This is a genomic window from Streptomyces sp. NRRL B-24484 (assembly GCF_000717715.1).
Classification (GTDB): domain Bacteria; phylum Actinomycetota; class Actinomycetes; order Streptomycetales; family Streptomycetaceae; genus Kitasatospora.
The window spans coordinates 67,975-93,731 of record NZ_JOAI01000018.1 but is presented as its reverse complement, the minus strand read 5'-3'; the positions used below and the strand labels follow the sequence as shown (position 1 = coordinate 93,731).

Here is a 25,757-nt window from a genome sequence, read left to right as displayed (position 1 = left end):
TCGGATCCCTTTCAGGCCGAGGCCGGGACGGTGGCCGGCTCCGGTTCGGCGGCCGGGCGGCGCGCACTGTCGCTGATCTTGAGCAGGATGGCGATCAGGGCCCAGTTCGCCACCACCGAGGAACCGCCCTGGGCGAGGAAGGGCATCGTCATGCCGGTCAGCGGGATGAGGCCGGTGACACCGCCGGCGACCACGAAGACCTGCAGCGCGAACGCCGAGGACAGGCCCACCGCGAGCAGCTTGCCGAACGGGTCGCGGGCGGCGACGGCCGTCCGCAGGCCGCGCTGCACGATCAGGCCGTACAGGAGGAAGACCGCCATCATGCCGGTGAGGCCGAGCTCCTCGCCGAACGAGCCGAGGATGAAGTCGCTCTTCGCGGCGAACTGGATCAGCCACGAGCGGCCCTGACCGAGGCCGCTGCCGGTGACGCCGCCGGAGCCGAAGGCCATCAGGGTCTGGCCGATCTGCTCGCTGGTGCCGGGCGGCGGCGGGTCGGCGAAGGCCGCCATCGGGTCGAGCCAGGAGTTGATGCGGGTCTGCACGTGCGACTCGACGGAGGCCACCACCGTGGCGCCGCCGATCGACATCACCAGGCCGAAGACGATCCAGCTGGTGCGCTCGGTGGCGACGTACAGCATCACCACGAACAGGCCGAAGAACAGGAAGGACGAGCCGAGGTCGGTCTCGAAGACCAGGATCAGGATCGACAGCAGCCAGACCACGATGATCGGGCCGAGGTCGCGGCCGCGGGGCAGGTACAGGCCCATGAAGCGGCGGCTGGCCAGCGCGAGGGCGTCCCGCTTGACCATCAGGTAGCCGGAGAAGAACACCGTCAGGATGATCTTGGCGAACTCGCCGGGCTGGATGGAGAAGCTGCCGATGTGGATCCAGATCTTGGCGCCGAAGTCGCCCGCCCGGGCCGGGAAGAACGCCGGCGCGGCGAGCAGCACGAGGGCCGCCGCCATCGAGATGTAGGTGTACCGCTGCAGGATCCGGTGGTCCTTCAGCAGCACCATGACGCCGATGAAGAACGCGATGCCCAGGCCCGACCACATCAGCTGGTTCGCGGCCGCCGGGAAGTTGTTGGCGAGCAGCTTGCCGGCCTTGTCGAGCCGCCAGATCATCACCAGGCCCAGCCCGTTGAGCAGGGTCGCCAGCGGCAGCAGCAGCGGGTCCGCGTACGGCGCGAACCGGCGCATCAGCAGGTGCGCGACCAGCGCCAGGGCGCCCATGCCGAGGCCGTACGCCAGCATGCCGGCCGGCAGCGAGCCGTCCATCGCGAGGCCCACGTTGGCGTAGGCGAACATCGGCAGCACCACCGCGAAGCCGAGCATGGCCAGCTCGGTGTTGCGGCGGTTCGGCGCGTTCTGCGGCGTGATCGTGGTGTTGCCCCGCCGCGCGCCGCGGCGGTCGGTGTCGCTGTTGCTCAGGTCAAAGGTGCTCACGTGTAGGCCGCTCCCCGACGGCTGAGTCCCCTGGCGGGGTCGGTGCTAGGGGGTCGGGCAGGAGGTCGCCAGCTGCTTCTCCTGCTCGGTCAGTTCGGGCGTGGTGCCGGGGTTGCCGGTGCTCAGGGTGTCGGTGCTCGGGCTCGGGCTCGGGCTCTGGCTCGCCCCGGGGCTCGGGGTCTCGTTGCGGAAGCCCACCTGGGTCACCGCCGTGCCGGACGCCGACGGGGTCGCCGCCGACGGGCTCGGGCTCGCACCGGGCTGCGGCGTCGCGCCGCCGTCGGTGGTGCCCTGGCCGGGCTTGGCGCCCTGCGAGACCTTCTTGCAGACCGCCGCCTGGGTGCCCAGGGTACGGACCTGCTCGCGGGCGTCCGCCAGGCTCTTCGCCTGGATGGTCTTGGTGACCTGCGTCCGCTGGTAGGTCGGCAGGAACTTGAGTTCGATGTCGCCGTGCTGCTCGTAGACCGAGGACAGGCTCAGCCCGGCCAGCGACTGGTTCAGGCCGCGGTAGACCGCCACGCCGTCGCCGTCCGCGCCGACGTAGTACTGGTCCTGCGTCCACTTCCAGCCGACGTACCCGCCGCCGCCCAGCAGGCCGAGCACGGCCAGCACGGCCAGCGAGACCTTGAGCTTCCGGCCCTTGCGCTTGCGCCGGGACGGCCGCTCGCCCTCGTAGGGCTGCGCGTCGGGGCCGTAGCCCTCGGCCGCGCCGTACTCGTCGTCCTCGTAGCCCTCGGCGGGGCCGAAGCCCGCCGCCTCGTAGCCGCTCGCCGGACCGAACGCGCCCTGCGGGGCCTGCGGACGGCCGAGGCCCGCGGCCCGGCCGGCGGGGGTGTTCAGCAGGTTCTGGTCGCCGTGGTGCGGCTGCGCCTCGGCCACCGCGCCGACGACCACCGGGATGTCCGCGAGCTGCCCGCTCAGGGTGTCCGTGGCGCCGACGTCGATGACGTCCGCCACGATGCAGGTGATGTTGTCCGGGCCGCCGCCGCGCAGCGCCAGCTGGATCAGCTCCTGGACGGTCTGCTGCGGGGCGTAGTAGCTCCCGAGCGTGGCCTCCAGGGTCTGGTGGCTGACCGGGCCGGACAGGCCGTCCGAGCAGATCAGGTAGCGGTCGCCGGCCCGCACCTCGCGGATCGAGAGGTCGGGCTCGACCTGGCCGCGGCCGTCCAGCGCGCGCATCAGCAGCGACCGCTGGGGGTGGGTCTCCGCCTCCTCCGGCGTGATCCGTCCCTCGTCCACCAGGCGCTGGACCCACGTGTGGTCCTGGGTGATCTGGGTCAGCGAGCCGTCGCGGAGCAGGTACGCCCGGGAGTCGCCGATGTGCACCATGCCCATCCGCTGGCCCGTCCACAGCATCGCGGTGAGGGTGCAGCCCATGCCCTCCAGCTGCGGGTCCTCCTCGACCATCTGCCGCAGCCGGTCGTTGGCGCCCTGGACGGCGTCGCCGAGCAGGGTCAGCAGGTCGGCGCCGGGGACGTCCTCGTCCAGCCGGACGATCGAACCGAGCACCTCCGAGGAGGCGACCTCGCCGGCCGCCGCGCCGCCCATGCCGTCCGCGACGGCGAGCAGTCGCGGACCGGCGTAGCCGGAGTCCTCGTTCCCCTCCCGGATCAGGCCCTTGTGCGAGCCGGCGGCGAAGCGCAGCACCAGGCTCATGCCGTCGCCGCCCCCCTCCGGGCGCGAGCGGTGGCGACCATGCCGCGGGCGCGCACGGCGGCGGCAGCGCGGCTCCCGCGCTCCCGGCTGGTCTTGGACGGGGTGGTGTCCCTCATGCGCCGCTACTTCCGCAGTTCGATGACGGTCCGGCCGATACGGATCGGCACGCCGGGCTGGAGCGGCATCGGCGCGGTGAGCCGCTGCCGGTCCAGATACGTGCCGTTGGTGGAGCCTAGATCCTCCACCGTCCACTGCCCAGTCTGATCCGGGAAGATCCTGGCATGGCGCGAGGAGGCGTAGTCGTCGTCCAGCACGATGGTGGAGTCGTGCGCCCGGCCGAGCGTGATCGTCTGCCCCTGCAGGGCGACGGTGGTGCCGGCCAGCGAGCCCTGCACGACAACCAGGTGGGTCGGTGCGCCGCGGCGCTGGCGCGGCTGCGGCGGCGCGGCCTGCCCGCCCTGCTGGGGCGGACGGCCCGTGGACGCGGCGGCGGTGGCGGTGCGCCGCGCCGTGCGCGGGTTCACCTTGGTGCCGAACAGGTCGCTGCGGATGACCTGGACCGCGACGATGACGAACAGCCACAGCACGGCGAGGAAGCCCAGCCGCATGACCGTGAGGGTCAGTTCTGACATGAGTGGCCCGCTCTACCCTTCGACCTGTCGGTAGACGATGGTGGTGGACCCGAGGACGATTCGGGAGCCGTCGCGGAGCGTAGCGCGCTGGGTGTGCTGTCCGTCCACCACGATGCCGTTGGTGGACCCGAGGTCGAGCACCATCGCGGGCGTCCCCGGCCGGATCTCCGCGTGCTTGCGGGAGACCCCGGGGTCGTCGATCCGGATGTCCGCCTCGGTCGAGCGGCCGAGCACGCACGCGTTGCCCGTGATCTGGTGCCGGGTGCCGTTGACCTCGATCCAGCGGCGGGTGTTCGCACCGCCGTGGCCGGCGCCCGGGAAGGGGCGGACGTTGCCGCCGGCCGCGGGCGGGCCCTGCGGCACCGCCGGAGGCCCGGCGGGCGGCGGCGGCGCACCGTACGGCGCCGCCCCCTGCTGCTGCTGCCAGGGCGCGCCGGGCGCGGGCGGGGTCGGGCGACGGTCGTAGCCGCTCGGGGCGGCCGGCGGCTGCGGGGCCTGCGCCGCGGGCTCCTCGCCGGCCAGGGTGCGGCTGCGCACCCGGTACAGGCCGGTGTCCAGCTCGTCGGCCTGCTCCAGGGTCACCTGGAGCGGGCCCATGAAGCTGTAGCGCTGCGCCTCGGCGTACTCGCGGACCATGCCGGCGAGTTCGGTGCCGAGCTGGCCGGCGTACGGGCTGAGCCGCTCGTAGTCGTGCGGGCTGAGCTCGACGATGAAGTCGTTCGGGACGACCGTGCGGTCGCGGTTCCAGATGGTGGCGTTGTTGTCGCACTCGCGCTGGAGCGCACCGGCGATCTCCACCGGCTGGACCTCGGACTTGAACACCTTGGCGAAGGTGCCGTTCACGAGACCCTCGAGCCGCTGCTCGAACTTCTTCAGGACTCCCACGGGGCACCCCCTTCCAGGGCGTCGGCCGGGCCGCCCTCGCGGGCCGGGTTGCGGTTTTCCGTACTGATCGTATCCACGTCGGGCCCATCCGTACGGTTCCCCGGGAACGTGGTCCCGGGGCGTGAGACCGGGCACACCGCCCACCACCTGCCCGGCGGGTGCCGTGGCGGGGGCGTGCGCCGGGTGCGGACAGCCGTGCGGAGCGAGCCGCACGGCATGCGGGAGGTACCCGTACCGGGCCCCGCTCATCCCTCGGTCACCCGTTCGTCCGCCCCGCGCAGGAGCGGGTCCCCGGGGTGCGGGGAAACGGATTCGGAGGTAGCCCGCAGGTCGTGCTAATGTTTTCCACGTCGGAAGGGGCGCCCGAGAGGGAGCCGAACGGAAGACCGGTCGAGATGCGGTAAGGTTCTCGTCAGGTCGGAAGAGCGGAAAGCATCTTACGGCAGCACCCATGCGCGGGTGGCGGAATAGGCAGACGCGCTGGATTCAGGTTCCAGTGCCCGAAAGGGCGTGGGGGTTCAACTCCCCCCTCGCGCACAGCGAAGCCCCGCAGATCTTCGGATCTGCGGGGCTTTCTCGTTGTGTCGGACCGTGGGCCGGTGATATTTCTCGCGGTGGAATTCCCCCCGTGGAATGCCCGGCGGGCCGGCAGGTGTGACGGGAACCACGCGTGGGCCCCGCCGCGGATTCAGTCCGCGGCGGCCGGGAGGGCGGCGCGGACGGTGAAGCCGCCGTCCGCGGTGGGGCCGGCTACCAGGGTGCCGCCGAGCAGCTGGGCCCGTTCCCGCAGGCCGACCAGGCCGTGCCCGCCGCCGGGCAGCACCGGCAGGTCGGACGCGCGCCCGGGCGGCGGTGCGTTGCGCACCTCGACCAGCAGCCGGGAGCCGCCGCCCGCCACCCGGACGGACACCGCGGCCCCGGGCGCGTACTTGGTGATGTTGGTCAGCGCCTCCTGGACCGTCCGGTACGCGGCCCGCTCCACCGCTTCCGGCCAGTGCCGGCCGCCGGTGGACAGGTCGCTGGTCACCGGCAGTCCGCTGCCGTCGATCAGCTTCGGCAGGTCGGCCAGGCGCGGCTGCGGGGCGAGCGGCTCGGCGGACTCCACCCCGGCCGCCCGCAGCACCCCGACCATCTGGCGCAGCTCCTGCAGGGTGCGGACGGCCAGCTCGCGGATGGTCGAGGCGGTGTCCTTGGCCGTCGGGTCGCCGGTGGACACCTGCAGCGCGCCGGCCTGGATCGAGATCAGGCTGACCTGGTGGGAGACCACGTCGTGCATCTCGCGGGCCAGCCGGGCCCGCTCGGTGGCCAGCACCCGCTCGGCGAGCAGCCGGCTCTCGCGCTGCTGGCCGCGGGTGATCTCGTCCAGCCGGTGGGCGAGCTCGCGCCTGGTGCGGGCGAGCAGGCCGAGCGCGGCGGGCCCGGCCGCGAGCATCACGCACTGGATGGCGTAGAGCGCGTTGTCCCGGTCCAGGGCGAGCGGGTGGTCGGCCAGCGGCCAGTGGAAGAACTCGACCAGGGCGAAGGCGGTGGCGCAGGCCGCGGTGACCCGCAGCGCCGCCCGCTGCGCGGCGACCGAGTAGACCGCCGTCATTGGCGCCAGCCAGATGTAGTTGACGAACGCCCCGGGCAGCGTGAGCAGCAGCACCGTCACGGGGAAGCGGCGCCGCAGCAGCAGCGCGAGCGCGGCCAGCACGGAGAGCGCCGCCTCCCACCACTGGGCCCCCTTGGAGACCAGGGCGGCGTCGACGAGCGAGATCAGCACCGGCAGCAGCAGCATCAGCCAGGTCGCGGTGCACCAGGCCGGCAGTGCTCTGGGACCGGTCATGCGCCCGGGCTCCCCTGGGCGCGGACCAGTCCGGCGCGGTGGGCGACCACCGCGGCCTGGACGCGGTTGGCCGCGCCGAGCTTGGCGAGGATCGCGCTGATGTGGTCCTTGACGGTGCCGGTGCCCAGGTAGAGGCGGTCGGCGATCTCCGCGTTGGAGAGGCCCTCGCCGAGCAGGGCGAGCACGTCGAGCTCGCGGGTGGTGAGTTGGCGGGCCAGTGCGGCGGCGTCGGCGTCCGGGCCGCCGCCCTCGACGTAGCCGTTGATGACCGTCCGGGCGACGGTGGGCGAGAGCATGCTGCCGCCGGCGGCGAGCACCCGGACGGCGTGCACCAGCTGCTCGGGGGCGGTGTCCTTCAGCAGGAACCCGGCGGCGCCGGCACGCAGCGCGGTGCCGATGTACTCGTCGGTGTCGAAGGTGGTGAGCATCGCCACGGCCGGCGGGTCGGGCAGGGCGCGCAGCCGGCGCAGCACGCTGATGCCGTCGAGGTCTGGCATCCGGATGTCGAGCAGGACGACCTGCGGGCGCAGGCCGACGGTCTGTTGCTCGGCCTGGCCGCCGGAGCAGCCGCCGACCACCTCCAGGTCGGGGGCGGAGCCCACGATCAGGCCGAGGCCCGAGCGGACGAGGACCTCGTCGTCCACGATCAGGACGCGGATCGGTGGCATGGCTCTCCTCGGGCGTGCGCGGCTCGTCTCCGAGCCTAGGGGGCGACGGGCCGGATTCCGGTCCACCGGCGGGGTGGGCACCCCCGCCGTTCGGCGGGGGTCGGAATCCGCTGGCCGATTCACGCAATTCTCATCCGGGGTGGGGAACCATGGAACTCGGAGCCCCCTGTGGGCCCTGGCCGCTCGGGGACCGGGTGTGCGGGCCGCTCCTTCCCTCCCCGGGTGTCGTACGGATGCGTCCCCCACGTTGATCGTCTGGAATTGGAGCTGTGTCCACCGTGAAGCCGGCGCCCACCGCCGTTCCCGCGCATGTCGGATCCCCGTCCGGGCCGCTCGCCCGGTGGCGGCCGCGGGCCGCCGCCGCGACGGTCTGGTACCTGAGGCTGCTGGCCCTGCTGAACCTGGTCGCGGTGCTGGCCGTGCCGTTCCGGGACCAGGTGCAGGAGCACAACGAGGGCGAGTACTTCACCCCCTACCTGCTGACGGCCGGTCTGACGACCGTACTGCTCTCGCTGTTCCTGGCGGTGGCGATGCGGCGGCGCAAGCGGGCGGCGTGGATCTTCAACGCGGTGGTGTCGGGGCTGTTCTCGGTGCTGTACCTGCTGCTGATGCTGGTGCCGGACAGCCGGTTCGCCGACCATCCGATGAACTGGTTCTCGACCGTGCTGACGGTCTGCTTCTTCCTGGCCCTGCTGGTCGGCCGCCGCGAGTTCACCTCCAAGGGCGACCGCTCCAACCCCAAGACGGGCGTGGCGACGTTCATCGGCGGGCTGCTGTTCGGCGGTGTGGTCGGCGCGACCCTGGTGCAGCTGACCAATACGGTGCACGGCGCCGAGTTCGGCACCCGGTTCGGCTACGCGGTGGCCCGGATGGTGACGATCACCCCGTCCGGCCGGCTCGCGGACGAGATCTCCGTGCCGACCTGGGTGAACGCCTTCATCAACGCGATGGGCGCGGTGCTCTTCCTGCTGGTGCTCTACCTGGCCTTCCGCAGCCCGCGCGGCCAGGAGCTGCTGACGGAGGAGGACGAGGTCCGGCTGCGCGGCCTGCTGGAGCGGCAGGGCGAGCGCGACTCGCTCGGCTACTTCGCGCTGCGCCGCGACAAGGCGGTGATCTTCTCGCCGTCCGGGAAGGCCGCGGTGGCCTACCGGGTGATCGGCGGCGTCTCGCTGGCCTCGGGCGACCCGATCGGCGACCCGGAGGCCTGGCCGGGTGCGATCGACGCGTGGCTGGAGGAGGCCCGGGAGCACGCCTGGGTGCCGGCCGTGATGGGCGCCTCCGAGGAGGCCGGCGTGATCTACGCCCGGCACGGCCTGGACGCGCTGGAGCTGGGCGACGAGGCGATCGTCGAGGTCGACGAGTTCTCGCTGGACGGGCGGGCGATGCGGGTCGTCCGGCAGGCCTACAACCGGGTCAAGCGGGCCGGGTACACGGTGCGCATCCGCCGGCACGAGGACATCCCCGACGCGGAGATGGCGGACCTGCTCGACAAGGCCGACCACTGGCGGGACGGCCAGACCGAGCGCGGCTTCTCGATGGCGCTGGGCCGGCTCGGCGACCCGGACGACGGCCGCTGCGTGATGCTGGAGTGCCACGACGCGGACGGCGAGCTGCGGGCGCTGCTGAGCTTCGTGCCGTGGGGCCGAAACGGCCTCTCGCTGGACCTGATGCGCCGGGACCGCGACAGCGAGAACGGCCTGATGGAATTCATGGTCATCGAACTGCTGCAGCGTGCCGACGAGGTCGAGCTGGAACGGGTCTCGCTGAATTTCGCGATGTTCCGCTCGGTTTTCGAGCGCGGGTCGAAGCTGGGCGCCGGTCCGGTGCTGCGGCTGTGGCGCTCGGTGCTGGGATTCTTCTCCCGCTGGTGGCAGATCGAATCGCTGTACCGGGCCAATGCGAAGTACCGGCCGATCTGGGAGCCGCGTTATCTGCTCTTCGAGAAGAGCAGCGAGATTCCGCGGATCGGCATCGCCAGTGCGCGTGCCGAGGGCTTCATCACGGTGCCGAGTCTCCCCGTCCTCTTCCGTCGCCGTCACGTCCGGGCCGCCGCGCAGGCGGCGCCCGGCGGGGGGTCGACGGCGGAGCGGGACGGGTAGGGGTAGTCCCTCCGCCGGGGGGCGGAGGGCCACCGCCGTTCGGGGGGTGCGGCCGCCTCCGGTGGTCGCCCCCCTCCGACTTGAGGATGATCCGCGATTCGCCTCGCAAGGGGACGCCCCCCGTTTCCGCTGTGTCTACCGTGGATGTATCGGCGGGAGAAACCTCGGCCGTACGGGAAATGTCCCGGGAATTGCACGGCGGGGCGCGGGGGCGCCCGGCCGGAAAGCGGACGGGGAGATTCAGCGGTGGAGCGGATGGCTCGTGCGGGGGGCGTTCGGCCGGGGACCGGACCGGTGGCGGTCCGGGCCGCGGCTGCGGAATGGGGCACGCTGATCGGGATCGTCCGGGCGCACGTGCGCCGGCACCGGTTCGCCTCCGTCCCGCTGGCCACCGCGGCGACCCTGTTGGTGCTGGTCTTCTCCGTCGTCCAGCACCTGCCGGGCGGGGAGCGGCTGGTCACCCAGGTCGGCGTGGTGCGGGCCGCGCTGCCGCTCGGGGTCTCGCTGCTGAGGACGCCGCTCTCGCTGTACGTGCCCGCGCTCGACCTGCCGGTGTGGGGGGCGCTCGTCCAGGTCTTCCTGGTCTTCGGGATCGCCGAGATCGTCCTCGGCCGCCGGCTCACCGTGGTCGTGGCCTACGCCTGCACACTGGCGGGCACGCTGTTCGCCCGGATCGGCGTGGAACTCGGGCCGGACCACCTCTTCGGCTTCCCCACCTGGGTCGGCCACGTCCGGGACACCGGCCCGTCCGCGGCCGTGGTCGCGCTGGCGGTCTGCGTGGCGATCCGCTGCCGTGCCTGGTGGACGGGCGGTGCGGTGGTGCTGGCCATGGTCGTCGAGGCCGTGCTGCTGCCGAACCTCGCCGGGCTGGAGCACGTCGTGGCGGTGCTGGTGGCCGGGCTGATCGCCGCCTCGCTGGAGGTCTTCGGACAGTTCTGGCCGCGGGTGCTCGCCGGGGTCGGCGCGGCGGCCTCGGTGGCGGCCGAGGCCGGTCCGCGGACGGCCGTGCCCCTGGTGCGCTGAGGCGTCGGCGCCCGCCGTCCGGCCCCGGGGCCGGACGGCGGGGGCTCAGCTCCTGGGCAGTGCCAGTTCGAACCAGACCACCTTGCCGACCGCCTTGCGGGCGGTGCCCCAGCGCTCGGCGAGCTTGCTGACCAGGTGGAGGCCGCGGCCGTGCTCGTCCATCGAGCCGGCGGGCTCCAGCGAGGGCAGGTTGTGGTTGTCGTCGCTGACCTCGACCAGCAGCTTGTCGACCCTGATCAGCTGCAGCTGGACGTGGTCCCGGGCGACCCGCACGGCGTTCGTCACCAGCTCGCTGACCAGCAGCTCCACCGTGTCGTCGAGCGCGTCCAGGCCCCACGCGGCGAGCTGCCCGCGCACCAGCGACCGGGCCCGGCGGACCTCGCCCTCCGCCACCGCGAGCTCCCAGGTCGCCACCTCGCTCGGCGGCACGCCGTCGAAGCGCGCGACCAGCAGCGCCACGTCGTCGGCCCGGTCGTCGGTGTGCAGCCGCTCCAGCACGGTGTCGCAGGCCTCGTCCGGGGTCTGCTTGGGGTCGATCAGGTTGCCGCAGAGCGCGGCCAGGCCCTCTCCTATGTCACCGCCCCGCACCTCGACCAGACCGTCGGTGCACATCACCAGCATCGAGCCGTCCGAGACGTCGATCCGCTTCGCCACGAACGGGACGCCGCCGACGCCGATCGGCGCGCCCTCCGGGATCTCCAGCAGCTCGCCCCGGCCGTCGGGGTGCACCAGCACCGGCGGGACGTGCCCGGCGCTGGCCAGCTCGCAGGTGCGGTTGATCGGGTCGTAGACCGCGTACAGGCAGGTCGCCAGGTGGTCGTCGCCGAGCTTGTGGGCCAGGTTGTCCAGGTGCCGCAGCAGCTGGCCGGGCGGCAGGTCGAGGGCGGCGAGGGTCTGCATGGCGGTGCGGAACCGGCCCATCGCCGCCGCCGAGTGCAGGCCGTGGCCCATCACGTCGCCGACCACCAGCGCGACCCGGCTGCCCGGCAGCTGGATCGCGTCGAACCAGTCGCCGCCGACCTCCGCCCGGGAGTCGCCCGGCAGGTAGCGGTGGGCGATCTGCACCCCGGGGATCCGCGGCGGCCGGGTCGGGATCATCGACCGCTGCAGCGTGGTCGCCACCCGCGACTCCGCCCGGTGCAGCCGCGCGTTGTCCAGCGACAGCGCCGCCCGGGCCGCCAGCTCCTTGAGGGTGGCGGCGTCGGACTTGTCGAACGGCGAGCGGTCCGGCAGCCGCAGCAGCTTCAGGATGCCCAGCACGGTGCCCCGGGCGGACAGCGGCAGCACCAGCATCGACCGGCCGACCACCACCGGCACCAGGTCCGGCCCGCCGCCCAGCGAGGCGGCGTAGTCCACCGCCACGTCCGGGTCGATCACCGGGACGAGCACCGGCTGGTTCTCCTGCAGGGCCAGGCCCGGCGGTGTCGACCGGGGCATCGCGAGCAGCGCGCCCTCGTCGAGGACGTGGTCCCAGTGGCCGGGGGAGCTGTTCACCGCGCGGGCGACCCGGCGCAGCATCGTCCGGTCGTCCGGGCGCTCGTCGGGCAGCTCCGAGTCGGAGATCAGGCCGTCGAGGAGGTCCACGCAGGCGAAGTCGGCGACCCGCGGGACGAGCACCTCGCACAGCTCGCGGGCGGTCGTGTCGAGGTCCAGGGTGGTGCCGACCCGGTTGCCGACCTCGCTCAGCAGGGCCAGCTGCTCGCCGGCCTGGCTGACGGTCAGCACCTCCACGGACGGCGGTGTCGGCGGTGCCGGGACACCGGGGACGCCGGGGACGTCGTGGCGGTGTCCGTCCGGCCCGTCCGATCGGCCCTGCGGCGGAGCGGACCCGACGGCGGCCCGGGCGGGCGCGGTGCCGTTGGCGGTGGACTCGATGGCTGGGCCTCCCTGGCTCTGGCCGTTCGCGGTGGTCGCCCCGGACTCGCGCTGCCCGGGCACGGTGGTGCCGATCGCCCGCCCGTCCTCGGCGCCGCGCGGCGCCCCGGCGGGCAGGACCTGCAGTCCGATCGTGCGGCGCCCGCCGGGCGCGGCCGGATCGCCCGGGCGGCGGGCCGCCCGCGGCCGGTCGGCGCGCTGCTGCGGGGTCGGGTACCGGCGGACCAGTCCGGCGGCGACCCGGGCCGCGCCGCGGCCGGCCGACTCGTAGGGGAGGACGGGAAGTCTGGTCGCCGCGTCCACCCAGAGCGCGGGCACGCCGGCCGCCGCGACCTGCCCGAGCAGCCGGCGCCGGCGCTCCTCGGAGCCGCGCGGCAGCAGCCCGTCCAGCGGGGCCGCACCGCCGGGGCCGACCGGGGCGAAGGCGGGGGAGACCCGGTGGAAGGAGCCGGTCGCGGCCGGCGCCGCGGCGTACGCCAGCAGCCGTTCGCCGAGCGCGATCCGCGGACCGCCGGCCCGCAGCGGCCGGGCGTCGGCGGCCAGCGCGAGCAGGCTGCGCCCGGTCGGCTCGACCAGCGGGTAGGCCCACCAGATGACGTCGCGCAGCCGTTCCTCGCGGTCGACCACGGCCATCGCGCCGGCCCAGGCGGTGTCGGCCCGGGTCAGGTCGTCCAGGGTGTCCAGGGCGTCGCAGCGTCGCGGCGGCGCGCCCGGACGCGTCGAGCCGGTCTCCGGGCGGGGTTCGACGGCGGGCAGCAGACCGGAGGCGGTGCGGCCGCAGGCGACCTCGGCCCGGTGGCCGAAGAGCTCCTCCGCGGCGCGGTTCCACAGCGCGATCCGCCCGTCCGGGTCGACCATCACCGCGGCGACGCGCAGCAGGGCGACCACTCCGGAGGGAGGGTCGCCCGAGGCGTCCCTCGGTGTCGGTGCGGAGTTCGGCTCGTCCACCATCGGTTCGGTCTGCTCCCGCCTGGCCGCCCTGCCCGGGAGCGGCCGCTGTGTCGTCGCGGCGCACCGGCTCCTTGTCTCCGGCCGCTCCTGTGTGTCCCATCTTTTGTACGCCGGCCTCCGGGCGGTACTCGTGCACGGGCGCGGCACAGCACGGAGGCACCCTCCAGCGAAGCACGTGCGGGGCCGGCTCCGACAGCGAATCGCGGAGATTCCTCGGTATCAGTTGCGTGTCACTGGGTGAGCGCCCGTGTGCGCTGCGGGTTCAACCGGAAGGGGTACCGGGACGCGGGCACGGCGGACCGGTCCGGCCCCCCGGTAGGGTGGCAGGCTCGGAGACCGGGTGCATGCGGAGGCGGACTGGTGAGCGCGGAGAGCCCCGTCCAGTGGAGCGACCAGGATCGGCTGCTGCTCGAGGAGCGGGTGGCCGCCGCCGAACTGGCCTGGCTGACCCTCGACGTCGACGTCGCCACCCTCCGGGTGGAGATCGACAACTTCGCGCTGGTCCACCACCAGCTGCTCGGCCCGCTCTACGCCCGCCTCGACGAGCTTGACGCGCTGATCGCCGAGGCCGTCGCCGTGCGCACCGGGGACCCGGAGGCGCTGCGCCGGGCGGTTGAGGCCCGCAGCCGGGTCGCCGAGCCGGACGACCCGGCCGCCGCCGACCTCGCCCCCGAGCCGCCGGCCGCCGCGAAGGTCCGCCCCGACCGGGAGGCCCAGCGGATCTACCGCGACCTCGCCCGCCGCGCCCACCCCGACCTGACGACCGACCCGGCCGAGCAGGAGCGCCGGTCGGCGTTCATCGCCCGGGTCAACGAGGCGTACGCCCAGGGCGACACCGCCGGCCTGGAGGAACTGGCCGGCGAGTGGTCGACCGCACCGGAGACCGCGCCGGACCCGGACTCCCCCGACCGGCCCGACTGGCTGCTGCGCCGCCTGGAGTGGCTGACCGCGCGGATCGGCCAGCTGGCCACCGAGCAGGTCCGGCTGGAGCGCACCCCGATGGGCGAGCTGCTGCTGCTCGCGCCGCAGGAGCCGGAGCGGCTGCTGGAGGAGCTCGCCGAGCAGCTCCTCGCCCGGGCCTCCGACCGGCGCGCCGACCTGGAGCGGCTGCTCGGCGACGACGTCGTGCCGGGTCCGACGCCGTCCGGTCGGCACAATGGAGGGGAGGACCCCTCGCAGCACCGCCCCCGCACCCACGCCCAGGAGAATCCGACGATGTTCGCGCAAGCGCTGCCCACCACCGACGCCGCGTCCGTGCCGGCCGACGCCGCACTGCTCGACGTCCGCGAGCAGGACGAGTGGGACGCCGGCCACGTGGACGGCGCGCTGCACGTCCCGATCGGCCAGGTGGTCGCCCGGATCGACGAGCTGCCCGACGGGAAGCTGTACGTGCTCTGCCGGGTCGGCGGCCGCTCCGCCCAGGTCGTCCAGTACCTGGTCGCGCAGGGCCGCGACGCGGTCAACGTCGACGGCGGCATGTTCGCCTGGGAGGCCGCAGGCCGTCCGATGGTCGGCACCGACGGCCGGGAGCCGTTCGTCCTCTGACCGCACCGCCGGCCGCCCGCCCGGCACGGGGGCCCGCTCCGGCGGGCCCTCGGCCGTTGCGGCACCGCCGTGCCGCCGTGCGCGCCCGGGTCGTCCGCCGGGCCTGTCCCCCGGCCCGCCGGTACGGCAGGATGACCGGGCGAACCGTGCCGCAGCAGCCGTAGGGGAGGACACCGCGTGCGCACCTGGTCCACCCCCGCCCTCACCGTGCTCTGCCTCTCCGGCGCGGGCATGCTCGGCGGGACGGCGATCCTGCTCGGGGCGCTGTTCCTGCACAACGCCCCGCCCAACGCGCTCTCCCAGGAGTACCGGCAGCAGCTGGACGGGCTCGTCTACCCCGAGTTCGAGCAGAACTGGAAGCTCTTCGCGCCCAACCCGCTGCAGCAGAACATCACCGTCGACGCCCGGGTGCAGACCATCGCCGACGACGGCCAGGTGCACACCCGCGACTGGACGGGCCTCACCGCCCGGGACGCCGCCGCGATACGCCACAACCCGGCGCCGAGCCACGTCGACCAGAACATGCTGCGCCGCGCCTGGGACTTCTACGAGTCCACCCACCCCGCGGAGGACGGCGCGGTGCCGGGGCAGCGCGGCAAGCTCGCCGAGGAGTACCTCAAGCGGATTGCCCTGCAGCGGTTCGGCCGCACCGCCGGCGGCGAGCGGATCCTGCAGATCCAGTTCCGCTCGGCGGCGAAGGCCGTCCCGCCGCCCGCCTGGAGCACCGAGGAGCCCGGCGAGTCCACCCCGTACAAGGAACTGCCCTGGTGGCCGGTGGACGAGGACGACTACCGGGGGCTGCTGTGAGCGGAACGGCCACCGAACCCGCCGCGGACGCCGGCCCCGCGCCGGCCGCGGCGCCGCCGCCCACCCGCTTCGAGCGGCTGTTCGACGCCTTCACCGGCACCGTCCTCGGCCGCCACCAGGCGGCGGTGGTCCGGATCGGCTTCGGCCTCGCCTGGCTCGGCTTCCTGCTCCGCGAGTGGCCGAACCGCAGGGTGCTGTACGGCGACCGCTCGCCGTGGTCCGCCGACCTCTCCGACCGGCTGCTCTCCGCGACCCACGCCTTCACCGTGCTCTCCTGGTCGGACGGCCGGCTCTGGTTCGAGACCGTCTACCACCTGGGGATCCTCGCCGCCGTGCTGATGGTGCTCGGCTGGCGGACCCGGGCGAGCGCCGTGCTCTTCGCCGTCACCGTGCTCTCCCTGCAGAACCGCAACGTGCTGGTCGGCGACGGCGGCGACAACGTCGTGCACCTGATGGCGATGTACCTACTGCTCGTCCGCTCCGGCCTGGTCTGGTCGCTCGATGCCCGGCGCCGGGCCCGCCGGGAGGCGCCGGCCGCCCCCGCGGGGGAGCTGCGGGCCGTCCGCGACGCCCTCGTCACCATGCTGCACAACTGCGGGATGGCGATCATCGCCGCACAGGTGGTGCTGATCTACTCCACGGCCGGCTGGTACAAGGTGCAGGGCTCCCGCTGGCAGGACGGCACCGCCCTGCACTACCCGCTGCACCTCGACTACTTCAGCCCCTGGCCGGAGCTGTCCGCGCTGCTCGGCTCCAGCCTGGTCGTCACCTTCGTGCTCAGCTACGGCACCGTGATCCTGCAGGTGGCCTTCCCGTTCACGCTCGCCGACCGGCGCCTCAAGAACGTGCTGCTGGCCCTCATGATCGCCGAGCACAGCGCGATCGCGGTCGTCCTCGGACTGCCGTTCTTCTCGCTGGCGATGATCGCCGCCGACCTGGTCTTCCTGCCGACCGCCTTCCTGGTGCGGCTGGGCGCCCTGTGCCGTCCGGCCGCCGGCCGGCTCCGGGAGGCCGTACGCCTCCCGGCGGCGCGCCCGCCTTCGCCCTAGACTGCCCGACATGCCCTGGTCTGTCGCACTTCGGGAGACTGCGAAGGCCGGACTCGTCCCGGCCCGGGAGCTCTCCGACCCGCGGCGGGCCGTGCGCGGCGCACTCGCCGTGGGCCTGGTGCTCTTCCCGGTGCTGGCGGTCGCGGGCACCGGTCCGGCGACCTCGGCCGCGATGGGCGGATACATCGCCGGCACCGCGACCTTCCAGCGGACCTTCCGCCCGCGCGCCTCGATCGCCGTCGGCGCCGGCCTCGGCCTCGGCATCAGTACCTTCCTCGGCTACGCCGCCGTCGGCGTGCCCGGCCTCTTCCCGGTGCTGCTCGCCGTCTGGGCGTTCGGCGCCGGGATGATCTGGGCGGTCGGACCGACCGGCGGCACGGTCGCCGCCACCACGATCTCCGTGATGCTGGTCGTCGTCCAACTGCCCGTCAGCCTGCCCAGCGCCCTCGGCCACGGCCTGCTCTGCGCCCTCGGCGGGGCCGTCCAGGCGCTGGTCGCCCTCCTCTGGCCGGTCGACCGCTGGCGGGGCCACCGCGACGCCCTCGCCGACACCTACGCCGAACTCGGCGACTACGCCCGCCGGCTGCGCCACGACCCGGCCGCCGGCGTCGACCCGGAACCGTTCATGACCGCCCGCCGGGCCGGCGCCCTGACGGGCTGGCAGGCCCGGCACCGGCCGCCCGAGATGCGCGGCCTCCGGTCGGTCGCCGAGCACATCCGGCCCGCCCTCGCGGCCCTCGCCGACCCGGCGGTCGGCGCCCCCGCCGAGGGCCCCGGGCGCGACCTGACCCGCGAGATCCTCGCCGCCGCGGCCGAGCTGCTGGACGCCATCGCCGCCGCCGTCCGGGCCGGGGAGGCCGTCCGGCCGCCGACCACCACCCCCGCGCTCACCCTTGCCGAGGCGGCCCAGAGCCCCGAACTGACCGGCGCCGCCCGCCGCGCCGCCAAACGGCTCGCCACCCAGCTCTCCAAGGCGACGGGCGCCCTCGACCGGCAGGACCGCACCGTCGTGCCGGCGACCGGACCGCAGCTGCGCCGCCCGCCGCTGCTGAAGATCGTGCCGGTCGCCCTGCAGACCGTCCGGCGCCAGTTGCAGCCGCGCTCCGCGGTCTTCCAGCACGCCGTCCGGATGTCCGCGGTGGTCACCCTCTCCTACCTGGCCGCCCGGCCGACGGGCCTGCACCACAGCTACTGGGCGCCGCTGACCGCCGCCATGGTGATGCGGCCCGACTTCGCGCAGACCTTCAGCCGCGGCGTGGCCCGGCTGGCCGGCACGGTCGTCGGGGTGGCCGTCACCACGGGCGTCGTGCAGCTGCTGGACCCGGGGCCGTACCTCTCCGCCGCCCTCGCCGTGGTCTGCATCGGCGGCGCCTACCTCACCATCCGCACCGGCTACGCGTTCACCACCGCCTGCGTCTCCTCGTACGTGGTGTTCCTGCTGGGCCTGCAGGCCGGGAACCCGCTGGAGACCGCCCTGGAGCGGGTGCTGCTCACCCTGCTCGGCGGCGCCATCGCGCTCGGCGCGTACGCGCTCTTCCCGACCTGGCAGACCGCGCGGCTCGCGGAGCGGCTCGCCGAGTGGCTCGCCGCGGCCGGCCGCTACGGGGCGGCCGTGCTCGGGGCGTACGGCGACCCGGCGGGCCGCGACGACCGCGGTGTGCGGGACGCGCTGCTCGACTCCCGCGAGGCCCGCGCCGAGCTGGTGGAGGCGCTCGAACGGGCCGACGCCGAGCCGGTCAAGCACGCCGACCGGCTGCCCGAGATCAGTCGCAAGCAGCTCGACCGGGCGCGCACCGCGATCGGACTCCTGGCCCGCAGCGCCGTCCTGATGGAGGCCCACCTGCCGCACGGGGACAGCCCGCCCGTCGCCGGCGCCGCGGACTTCGCCGAGGAGCTCCGGTACGCGACGGCGATCGCCGCCGCCGGGGTGCTGATCGGCGAGCCGCTGGACTTCTCCGGGCTGCGCGAGGCCTACGCCCGCTGGGACGGGTACCCGGTCGGGGACGCCGTGCCCGGGCACGAGGACCGCACGGTGGTCGCCCGGGCCGGCGCCAAGCTGATGCTGCAGGCGCTCGACGACCTGGAGCGGGCCGTCCGGCCGCGCCGCGTACGCTCGGGGGCGTGAGCGACACCGGAGTGCCCCACGAGGGCGAGCAGTACGACGACGCCTTCGTGCCCGACGACCGCGAGATCGGCGTCGGTCCGCACCCCGGGCCGTGGCCCCGGGGCGACCACTGGGACCACGAGCTGCTGGCCGGCGGCGACCGCCGCAACGTGGTGGACCGCTACCGGTACTGGACCCGCGAGGCGATCGTCGCCGACCTCGACACCCGCCGGCACGGCTTCCACGTGGCCGTCGAGAACTGGCAGCACGACTTCAACATCGGCTCGGTGGTGCGCACCGCCAACGCCTTCCTGGCCGAGCGGGTGCACATCGTCGGCCGTCGCCGCTGGAACCGGCGCGGCGCCATGGTCACCGACCGCTACCAGCACGTCCGCCACCACGAGTCGGTCGCCTCGCTGGCCGCCTTCGCCGCGGCCGAGGGACTGCCGCTGATCGGCATCGACAACCTGCCCGGTGCCGTCCCGCTGGAGACCTACGAGCTGCCCGAGCGCTGCGTGCTGCTCTTCGGGCAGGAGGGCCCCGGGCTGACCCCGGAGGCCTGGGAGCACTCGACCGCGGTCTGCTCGATCGCGCAGTTCGGCTCCACCAGGTCGATCAACGCCGGGGCGGCCGCCGCCATCGCCATGCACGCCTGGGTGCGGGTGCACGGCGCGGGCGTCGGCCGCCCCTGACCACGGCCGGGCCGGGCACCGCTCAGCCGAACAGCAGCCGCCAGGTGTGCGGACCGGGGTAGCCGTCCGCCTCGGAGCCCGTCCAGCCCTGCGCCAGCTGGAACGCCTCGACGTTGCGCCGGTCGCTCTCCGTCCACTCCGGGCCCGGGCCGACGCGGTAGAAGCCGCCGAAGCCCGTGCGGACGAGCTGCTCGCCGAGCAGCTGCACGGCGGCGTTCACCCGGCCCGGACCGAAGGCGTCCACCCCGGGGAAGGCGGGCGCCGGCGTCCCCGGGACCCGCGGCACCGGGGGCAGGGTCGGCACCGTCGGCAGGGTGGGCACCGTCGGAACGGTCGGCACCGGGGGCAGCGTCGGAACCGTCGGGACGGTCGGCGGCACCGGCTGCGGAGCCTCCGGCGGGATGTCCCGGCCCCGGCCGGCGACCAGCGTCGCCCAGGTGTCCTTGCCCGGGACGCCGTCCGCCTCGGTGCCCGTCCAGCCCTGCGCCAGCTGGAACGCCTGGGTCGCCCGGCGGTCCGCCTCGCTCCAGGTCGCGTCCGGGCCCTCGGTGTAGAACCGCCCGCCGCCGCGCTGCACCAGCAGCTCGCCCAGCCGCTTCACGTACTGGTTGGTCTGGCCGGTGCCGAACCACACAGCCCCGGGGAAGGCCGCCCCGTCCGCCGCGGGGGCGAGGCCCCGGTAGCGGTACGGCAGGTAGGAACCGGAGTGGCTCCAGTACGCGTACGGGGTGCTGCGCCTGATCGTGTTCGGGCTGGTCTGCTCGTAGGCCGTGTAGCGGGTGTGCGAGGAGTCCGTCCAGCCGCCGAAGAGCACGGCGTGCGAGCCGCCCTGCGGGTTGGCGGAGTCGTTGTAGATCAGCGCGTCGCCCGGCTGCAGGTCGTCCTTGGCGATCCGGTCGGCGAAGTTGGGCAGCGTCCAGGTGGTCTGGCTGCTGCCCAGGCCCCAGGCCATCGAGATGAAGCCGGAGCAGTCCTGGCGGTAGCCGTCCGACCAGTACCGGCTCATCGAGTACGGCACCTTCTTGTCCACCCACACCTGGGCGCGGGCGATGACCTCCTCGCGGGTGGTGGCGCGGAGCAGGGTGCGGGGCTGTTCGCCCTCGCCCCCGAAGGGGCCGGCCACCTCGCCCTGGGGGGAGACCGGGGTCGGGGCCGGGGTGTCCGCGGCGGCCGCCCGCGGGACGGCGGCTATGGCGCTGGTGGCGCCGCCGAGGGCGGTGCCGACCGCTGCGACCAGGACGGCGGCCCGGCGGGCGCCCCGGGCGGCCGGGCCGGTGGCCGGGGGGCGGGCGGCGTGCCGCCGCGCGAGGCTGCGGGCGCCGCAGCCGGGGCAGCCGCAGCCGCCGTCCGGCTCGACCTCGGTGAACTCCATCAGCATGGTGGGTCCCTTTCTCCGGATGCAGGAGAGGGATGTGTTCCACCGTCAGCCGACGGAATATCACCTGATAGGTAACAAAATATGACAAATTGGTGAAGCGATAGGGGTGGCGACGACCGGTCAGCGGGACGGACGGGGGAGCGCCGGGGAGAACTCGGGGGGTGTCCAGGTGAGCGCGGTGGCGTGGGCGAGGTCGACCGTCCGGTGGACGGTGTAGTCGACGACCGGGGCGGACGGGTCGGACCAGTCGACCTCGGCGCGGCCGGTGAGCAGCAGGGCGTCGCCGGTGTCCCAGTCGGGCAGCAGCAGACCGGCGGCGGGGTTCAGCTCCAGGTTCCCCAGGCTCATGAACATGCTGTTGCCGGCGTACTCGGCCCAGCGCAGCCGGTTCGGGCCCAGCACCTCGACGAAGCCCGGGAAGCCACCGCGGTGCGAGGCGTCGACGCGGCCGTCCGGGCCGGCGGTGGCCAGGAAGAAGGTGTCGGCCGCGGCGACGGCGAGCTGCCGGGGCAGGGACAGCCGGTCGCCCGCGGTGGCGGTGGGCTCGGCGGCGGGCAGCTCCTGCGGGCTGCGCCGCTGGATGTACTTGGGGCAGTTGGCGTACACCTGCTCGGCGGTGATCCGCAGCCCGTCCGGGCCGTGCGGCTCGGAGCGGCCGTTGAGCCGCATCCGGCGCCGCCCGGCCGCGTCCAGGGCGATGGTGCCGACCTCGGCCGGCCCGGCCAGCACCTCGGCGAGCGGGTCGCCGGGCACCGGGCGGGCGGCCACCAGGACGGCGTGGTCGCCGTCGGCGCGGACGAAGCCCGCCGGACCGGCCAGCTGGGTGGCCCAGATCCGGCCGGCCGGGTCGGCGGCGCCGACCACGACCGTCCGCCGCTCGGTGAGGAAGCGCGCTGCGACCGGCGGGATCGTGCGTCCGATCGACCGGCCGGTGTGCTCGGCCCGCTCCTGCTGCCCGGTGCGCCGCTGCACGGCGCGCTCGCCCGCGTGCCACATCCCGGCTCCTAGAAGAATCCGCAGGTGGGGGCGGTGGTGTCGGGCGCGGTGGCGCCGGTCTCGGCCACTCCGGCGGGGGTGAAGACCTCCAGCCGGATGCCGTCCGGGTCGGTGAAGAAGATGCCGCCCGAGTCGGCGCCCTCGCGGTGCGGGACGACCCCCTCGTGGGCGAAGTCGGCGCCGAGCTCCTTGAGGACGGCCTCCGCGGCCCGGACCTCCTCCACCGAGTCCACCCGGAAGGAGAGGTGGTGCAGCCCGGGGGCACCGGGGGAGAAGCTGCCGGTGCTCTGCTCCCAGAGGGTGAGCACCAGGACGCCGTCGCGGCCGAGCAGCGCGTGGCGGCGGCCCGGCTCGTCGCTCCCGGCGGCCACGTCGAGGCCGAGCAGGTGCCGGTAGAAGGCGACCGAGCGGGTCAGGTCGGTGACGTTCAGCCCGATGTGGCCGGTCTGCAGGGTGCGTGGGGCAAGGGCGGCGGTGGACACGACGCATCACTCCCGGAAGAGGGGACGGCCCGGTCGTCTAACCGGTACTTGGGGACAGTACGGGTTAGAAGATCGGGGCGCAAACCGGTATGGGGTCGTGTAATGGTTAGATGATCGGGTTACTCCCACTGCCAGCGGATGCCGACCTGGCCCGGGGGCTGGTCCGGGGCCAGCACGTGGGCGCTGGCCGAGGCGCCGATCCACAGCTGCTCGCGCTTGCGGTCGACCTCGGCGCACGGCTCGCGCTCGAAGCGCTCGCAGTGCACGGGCACCGCCGCCGGGTCGAAGTGCACCTGGAGCACGTACTCGCGGACGGGCACGGCGAAGAAGCGGCCGTAGTCGGTGGTCGCCCCGGTGTCGGGGATCTGCACCTCGTACTCGAAGACGGTGGAGTCGCCGAGCGCCAGCGGGCGGTCCAGCAGCAGCTCGGCGACGAGCAGGCCGCTCTCCGGCCGGCGGCGGACCCGGCCCAGCCGGGCGTGCCGGACGGAGGTGATCTCCGGGCAGCCGACGGCGCCCTCGTCCGCCTTGTGCACCACCACGCAGCGGGCGACCCCGCCGACGGTGGCCCGCACCACCTGGCGCATCCTCAGCAGGTGGCCGCGGCGGTCGGCGTCGACGAAGTACGAGTCGTGGATGGAGAGGCGCTCCAGGTCGCCGGTGGGCGGGGCGTCCAGCTCCTCGAAGACCTCCGCGATCTCCTGCTCGCCCGGCCAGACCTGCTCCACCCGCAGGGCGTCGTGGGTGGTCGGGGCGATCCAGCGGCCGCGCGGGCGGGGCGGCCCGAGCAGCGAGGAGAGGGTGCCGCGGCGCAGCGTCAGCAGCTCCTCCAGAAGGTGGACGGCGCGCAGCGAGGCGGCCCGTTCGGGCTGGCTGCGGCCGCGGCGCCAGTAACTGAGGGTCGTGACACTGATCCTGACGCCCTGGTGCGCGAGGGCGGCGCGGATCCGGTCGAGGCTGAGCCCGCTGGCCTCGATCGCCGCGTTCAGCACCTCGGCGAAGCCCAGCGCGCCGGCGGCGGGCGCCTGGGGCGCCGGCGGCGGCGGGGTCTGGGCCGGTGCGGGCGGCTGCCCGGGCGTACGGGCGGGCGCGGGAACGGCGGCCCGCTCGCCGGTGGGCCGCGGCCGGCCGTACGCCGGCCCCGCGTCGCGCTCACCGACCAGCCTGAGCCGGCCCGCGTGCTGCGGCTGCTGAGAACTCATCCGGACACCTCCCCCACCAGGCGAGTTCGGCGGCGTCGGCCCAGCGTTCCGTGATCGGGCTGCCACACCGAGCTGGGGGCACACCCTACGCACCGTCGAGAGGCTACGTCATCAACTCGGACATATGACAGTGGTCACGACAAGAAAGTCCCAGTTCACGGCGGATAGAAACACAGTCGCAACAGTGCGGCCGGCGCGGACCGTGGGAGGTCCGCGCCGGCCGGGGCGAGGGGGGCGTCAGGAGACGGTGAGCGCGGTGTCGTCCACGACGAAGCTGGTCTGCAGCGAGGAGTCCTCGGCGCCGGTGAACTTCAGCGTCACGGTCTGCCCGGCGAAGGCCGACAGGTCGAAGGACTTCTGGACGTAGCCGCTCGCGGCGTTGACGTTCGAGTAGGTGGCCAGGGTGGTGGTGCCGGCCGCGACGGTCAGCTTGTCGTAGGCGGTGCTGCCCGTCTCGGCGGTGTCCACGTGCAGCCAGAAGGTGAAGGTCGCCTTGCAGCCGGCCGGGATCGACACGGTCTGCGAGACAGAGTCGGTGTGGGCGGAGCCGTAGCCGTTCATCCACGCCTTCCAGGAGCCGCCGTGCGCGGCCTCGGAGGCGCTGTTGTCGACGACGCCGGAGGAGGCCGTCCACGGCGCGGCGGTGCCGGTCTCGAAGCCGGCGTTGCCGAGCAGCTGGGTGGAGGTGCAGCCGCCGGTGGGCGGCGGGGTGGTGCCGCCGAGCAGGGCGGTGGTCAGCGAGTCGGCGACCGGGGTGCCCCAGCCGGTGACCTGGTCGTAGCCGGTCTTGGTGGAGAAGTCCTGGTTCTTGCCGGTGGTGACGTCGTGCAGCACGGTGCCGTAGCTGCCGGAGTTGGCCAGCGAGTAGAGCTTCGGGTTGGCCTCGCCGAGCACGGCCTGGCCGGCCGCCTTGGCCTTCTGGTTGAACAGCGCGGTGTAGCCGGACCACAGCGGGGCCGCGGCGGAGGTGCCGCCGTAGACCTGCCAGCCGCCCGTGGTGTAGATCGCGAAGCCGCTCGCCGGGTCGGCGTTGGAGGCGATGTCGGGGACGGTGCGCATGGTGCCGGTGACCCCGGTGCCGGTCTGCCAGCTCGGCTTGGCGAACTGGGTGGAGACGCCGCCGCCCGCGGTGCTCCAGGCGCTCTCCGAGGAGTACGCGTTGCCGCTCACCTTGAGGTTGGTGCCGCCGACGCCGGTGTTGTACGGGCTGGACGCCGGGAAGTCGACCGCCTTCACGGTGGAGCCGCTGGTCGAGCGGGTGCAGTCGCGGGAGCCGTCGTCGCCGGAGGCCGAGAAGATCGAGATGCCCTGGGCGGCGGCCTGCTTGAAGGAGTTGTTCACCGCCGTCATCGAGGACGCGGTGGTGTCCGGCTCGCAGGAGCCCCAGGAGATCGAGATGACCGAGACCCGGTTGTCCGCGACGATCTGGGCGGCCATGTCGATCTCGCCCTGGTCGCTGTTGGGGGCCTCGTAGACCAGCTGGGTGGCCTTCGGGGCGACGCCGCGGACGATCTCGCTGTCCAGCTCGACCTCGCCCTGGCCGTCGCCCGGCTTGGCGTCGTAGTTGGCGCCGTCCACCGAGACGGTCGACACCGTCGGGCCGGTCAGCCCGTACTGGCTGTCGTAGGTGCGCAGGTTGGTCGAGCTGTAGCCGTCGAACTCCCAGAGGGCGACGGTCGTGCCGGTGCCGTCCGCGCCGACCTTGTCGAGCCGGTAGGCGCCGTCGTACTGCGCCGGACCGAAGCCGCTCGGCGTCGCGTGCGGGGCTGCGGCCTTCGGCTTGACGGCCCGTGAGGTGCGCACGGTGTGGTTGTCGAGGCCGGAGACGCCCTCGACCGTGCCGGCCAGCTCGGCCGGCACGCTGGCCGCCGCGTCGTTGGCGAAGAAGGTGCGCCCGCCCTGCTGCGGGTCGCTGTACGAGCTCTCGTGGGTGCCGAAGGCCTTCGCCACCTGCGCCGCGGTGCCGCGGACGTTCACCACCTGGCGGTTGGCGCTCACCGAGTCGACCGTCAGGCCCTGGCCGGTGAGGTAGGTGCGGACCTTCGCCACGTCCGCCTCGGTCGGGCCGTACAGCGCGGTGAACTGCGCCGGCGTCAGGTAGCGGCCGTACTCCGGGGTGCCGGGCGTGCTGACCGCCTTCAGGAAGCGGTCGAGGTCGGCGGTGTTGCGCAGCTTCAGGTTCACCGAGACGGACATCGTCCGGTCGGCGGGCAGGTCGCCCTGCTTCTGCGAGCGGGCCACCGCCGGGGTCACGGTGTTCGGCAGGGCCACCCGGGAGGCGGCCTGCGGGGTCGGCGCGGCCTGGGCGGTGGAGACGCCCAGCGAAACCACGGTCAGGGGCAGGACGGCTATGGCCGCGGAAAGAGCGAGCGAGCGGGGTCGCACGGGGTCCTCCGGAAGGTGTGGGGCGTTCCGGGTTCGAAAACGCTTGCACGAAGTTCCC

The 25,757-nt window shown here is 74.1% G+C and carries 19 protein-coding genes and 1 tRNA gene; 8 read left to right on the top strand and 12 right to left on the bottom strand.

Annotated features, from left to right (window positions below; translation table 11 throughout):
- Window positions 1-11 precede the first annotated feature (11 nt).
- From IE98_RS0117930 to IE98_RS0117915, 4 genes are all read right to left on the bottom strand, one after another.
- On the bottom strand, window positions 12-1,445 hold the full coding sequence (locus tag IE98_RS0117930) for an FtsW/RodA/SpoVE family cell cycle protein (RefSeq protein ID WP_420706195.1): 1,434 nt from the start codon (window positions 1,443-1,445) through the stop codon (window positions 12-14).
- Between the two features lie 45 nt (window positions 1,446-1,490).
- Window positions 1,491-3,101, bottom strand: a complete 1,611-nt coding sequence (locus tag IE98_RS0117925) for a PP2C family protein-serine/threonine phosphatase (RefSeq protein WP_030270074.1) — start codon at window positions 3,099-3,101, stop codon at window positions 1,491-1,493.
- A gap of 122 nt (window positions 3,102-3,223) precedes the next feature.
- Window positions 3,224-3,733, bottom strand: coding sequence for an FHA domain-containing protein FhaB/FipA (locus tag IE98_RS0117920; protein ID WP_030270072.1), 510 nt, complete (start codon window positions 3,731-3,733; stop codon window positions 3,224-3,226).
- A gap of 12 nt (window positions 3,734-3,745) precedes the next feature.
- Window positions 3,746-4,618 (bottom strand): FhaA domain-containing protein, encoded by an 873-nt coding sequence (locus tag IE98_RS0117915; protein ID WP_030270070.1) that lies wholly within the window; start codon window positions 4,616-4,618, stop codon window positions 3,746-3,748.
- A gap of 453 nt (window positions 4,619-5,071) precedes the next feature.
- Here IE98_RS0117915 and IE98_RS0117910 point away from each other — a divergent pair.
- Window positions 5,072-5,155: transfer RNA gene (locus IE98_RS0117910), tRNA-Leu, on the top strand.
- A gap of 151 nt (window positions 5,156-5,306) precedes the next feature.
- On the opposite strand, the gene IE98_RS0117905 is transcribed toward IE98_RS0117910, so the two are convergent.
- Window positions 5,307-6,443: a sensor histidine kinase gene (locus IE98_RS0117905; protein WP_052390644.1), complete on the bottom strand. Its 1,137-nt coding sequence runs from the start codon at window positions 6,441-6,443 to the stop codon at window positions 5,307-5,309.
- Entirely contained in the window at window positions 6,440-7,111 is a 672-nt protein-coding gene (locus IE98_RS0117900; protein ID WP_030270066.1) for a response regulator, read from the bottom strand. Before IE98_RS0117900 ends, IE98_RS0117905 begins: the two co-directional genes overlap by 4 nt.
- Before the next feature lie 269 nt (window positions 7,112-7,380).
- Between IE98_RS0117900 and IE98_RS0117895 the strand changes: the two genes are divergently transcribed.
- Both IE98_RS0117895 and IE98_RS49170 read left to right on the top strand, forming a co-directional pair.
- On the top strand, window positions 7,381-9,210 hold the full coding sequence (locus tag IE98_RS0117895; RefSeq protein WP_420706194.1) for a phosphatidylglycerol lysyltransferase domain-containing protein: 1,830 nt from the start codon (window positions 7,381-7,383) through the stop codon (window positions 9,208-9,210).
- Window positions 9,211-9,504: 294 nt separating this feature from the next.
- On the top strand, window positions 9,505-10,233 hold the full coding sequence (locus IE98_RS49170; RefSeq protein WP_159400959.1) for a hypothetical protein: 729 nt from the start codon (window positions 9,505-9,507) through the stop codon (window positions 10,231-10,233).
- Between the two features lie 45 nt (window positions 10,234-10,278).
- Here IE98_RS49170 and IE98_RS0117885 read toward each other — a convergent pair whose 3' ends face one another.
- Complete coding sequence (locus tag IE98_RS0117885; RefSeq protein ID WP_030270062.1) at window positions 10,279-13,059, bottom strand: SpoIIE family protein phosphatase; 2,781 nt, start codon at window positions 13,057-13,059, stop codon at window positions 10,279-10,281.
- A gap of 360 nt (window positions 13,060-13,419) precedes the next feature.
- Between IE98_RS0117885 and IE98_RS45700 the strand changes: the two genes are divergently transcribed.
- The 5 genes from IE98_RS45700 (at window position 13,420) to IE98_RS0117860 (ending at window position 19,256) form a co-directional block, all read left to right on the top strand.
- Window positions 13,420-14,604 carry a rhodanese-like domain-containing protein gene (locus tag IE98_RS45700; protein WP_063748952.1) on the top strand — a complete coding sequence of 395 codons (1,185 nt, stop codon included), beginning with the start codon at window positions 13,420-13,422 and terminating at the stop codon, window positions 14,602-14,604.
- A 177-nt stretch (window positions 14,605-14,781) separates the two neighbouring features.
- Window positions 14,782-15,411, top strand: a complete 630-nt coding sequence (locus tag IE98_RS0117875) for a DUF5819 family protein (RefSeq protein ID WP_043174435.1) — start codon at window positions 14,782-14,784, stop codon at window positions 15,409-15,411.
- On the top strand, window positions 15,408-16,460 hold the full coding sequence (locus IE98_RS0117870) for an HTTM domain-containing protein (protein WP_078661097.1): 1,053 nt from the start codon (window positions 15,408-15,410) through the stop codon (window positions 16,458-16,460). Before IE98_RS0117875 ends, IE98_RS0117870 begins: the two co-directional genes overlap by 4 nt.
- 10 nt (window positions 16,461-16,470) lie before the next feature.
- Window positions 16,471-18,585, top strand: coding sequence for an FUSC family protein (locus tag IE98_RS0117865; protein WP_030270052.1), 2,115 nt, complete (start codon window positions 16,471-16,473; stop codon window positions 18,583-18,585).
- The gene (locus IE98_RS0117860) at window positions 18,582-19,256 is read left to right on the top strand and encodes a TrmH family RNA methyltransferase (RefSeq protein ID WP_030270050.1); all 675 of its coding nucleotides are present in this window, start codon (window positions 18,582-18,584) and stop codon (window positions 19,254-19,256) included. The genes IE98_RS0117865 and IE98_RS0117860 overlap by 4 nt, the downstream gene beginning before the upstream one ends.
- Before the next feature lie 22 nt (window positions 19,257-19,278).
- Here IE98_RS0117860 and IE98_RS0117855 read toward each other — a convergent pair whose 3' ends face one another.
- The 5 genes from IE98_RS0117855 to IE98_RS0117835 all read right to left on the bottom strand — a co-directional run bounded on the left by IE98_RS0117855 (window position 19,279) and on the right by IE98_RS0117835 (window position 25,699).
- Window positions 19,279-20,634: a peptidoglycan-binding protein gene (locus IE98_RS0117855; RefSeq protein ID WP_030270049.1), complete on the bottom strand. Its 1,356-nt coding sequence runs from the start codon at window positions 20,632-20,634 to the stop codon at window positions 19,279-19,281.
- 120 nt (window positions 20,635-20,754) lie between these two features.
- Window positions 20,755-21,630 (bottom strand): pyridoxamine 5'-phosphate oxidase family protein, encoded by an 876-nt coding sequence (locus tag IE98_RS0117850; protein WP_030270048.1) that lies wholly within the window; start codon window positions 21,628-21,630, stop codon window positions 20,755-20,757.
- An 8-nt stretch (window positions 21,631-21,638) separates the two neighbouring features.
- On the bottom strand, window positions 21,639-22,112 hold the full coding sequence (locus IE98_RS0117845) for a VOC family protein (RefSeq protein ID WP_030270047.1): 474 nt from the start codon (window positions 22,110-22,112) through the stop codon (window positions 21,639-21,641).
- Between the two features lie 119 nt (window positions 22,113-22,231).
- Window positions 22,232-23,314, bottom strand: a complete 1,083-nt coding sequence (locus tag IE98_RS0117840) for a hypothetical protein (protein WP_078661096.1) — start codon at window positions 23,312-23,314, stop codon at window positions 22,232-22,234.
- 237 nt (window positions 23,315-23,551) lie between these two features.
- Complete coding sequence (locus IE98_RS0117835; RefSeq protein WP_052390642.1) at window positions 23,552-25,699, bottom strand: protease pro-enzyme activation domain-containing protein; 2,148 nt, start codon at window positions 25,697-25,699, stop codon at window positions 23,552-23,554.
- Between the last annotated feature and the right edge of the window lie 58 nt (window positions 25,700-25,757).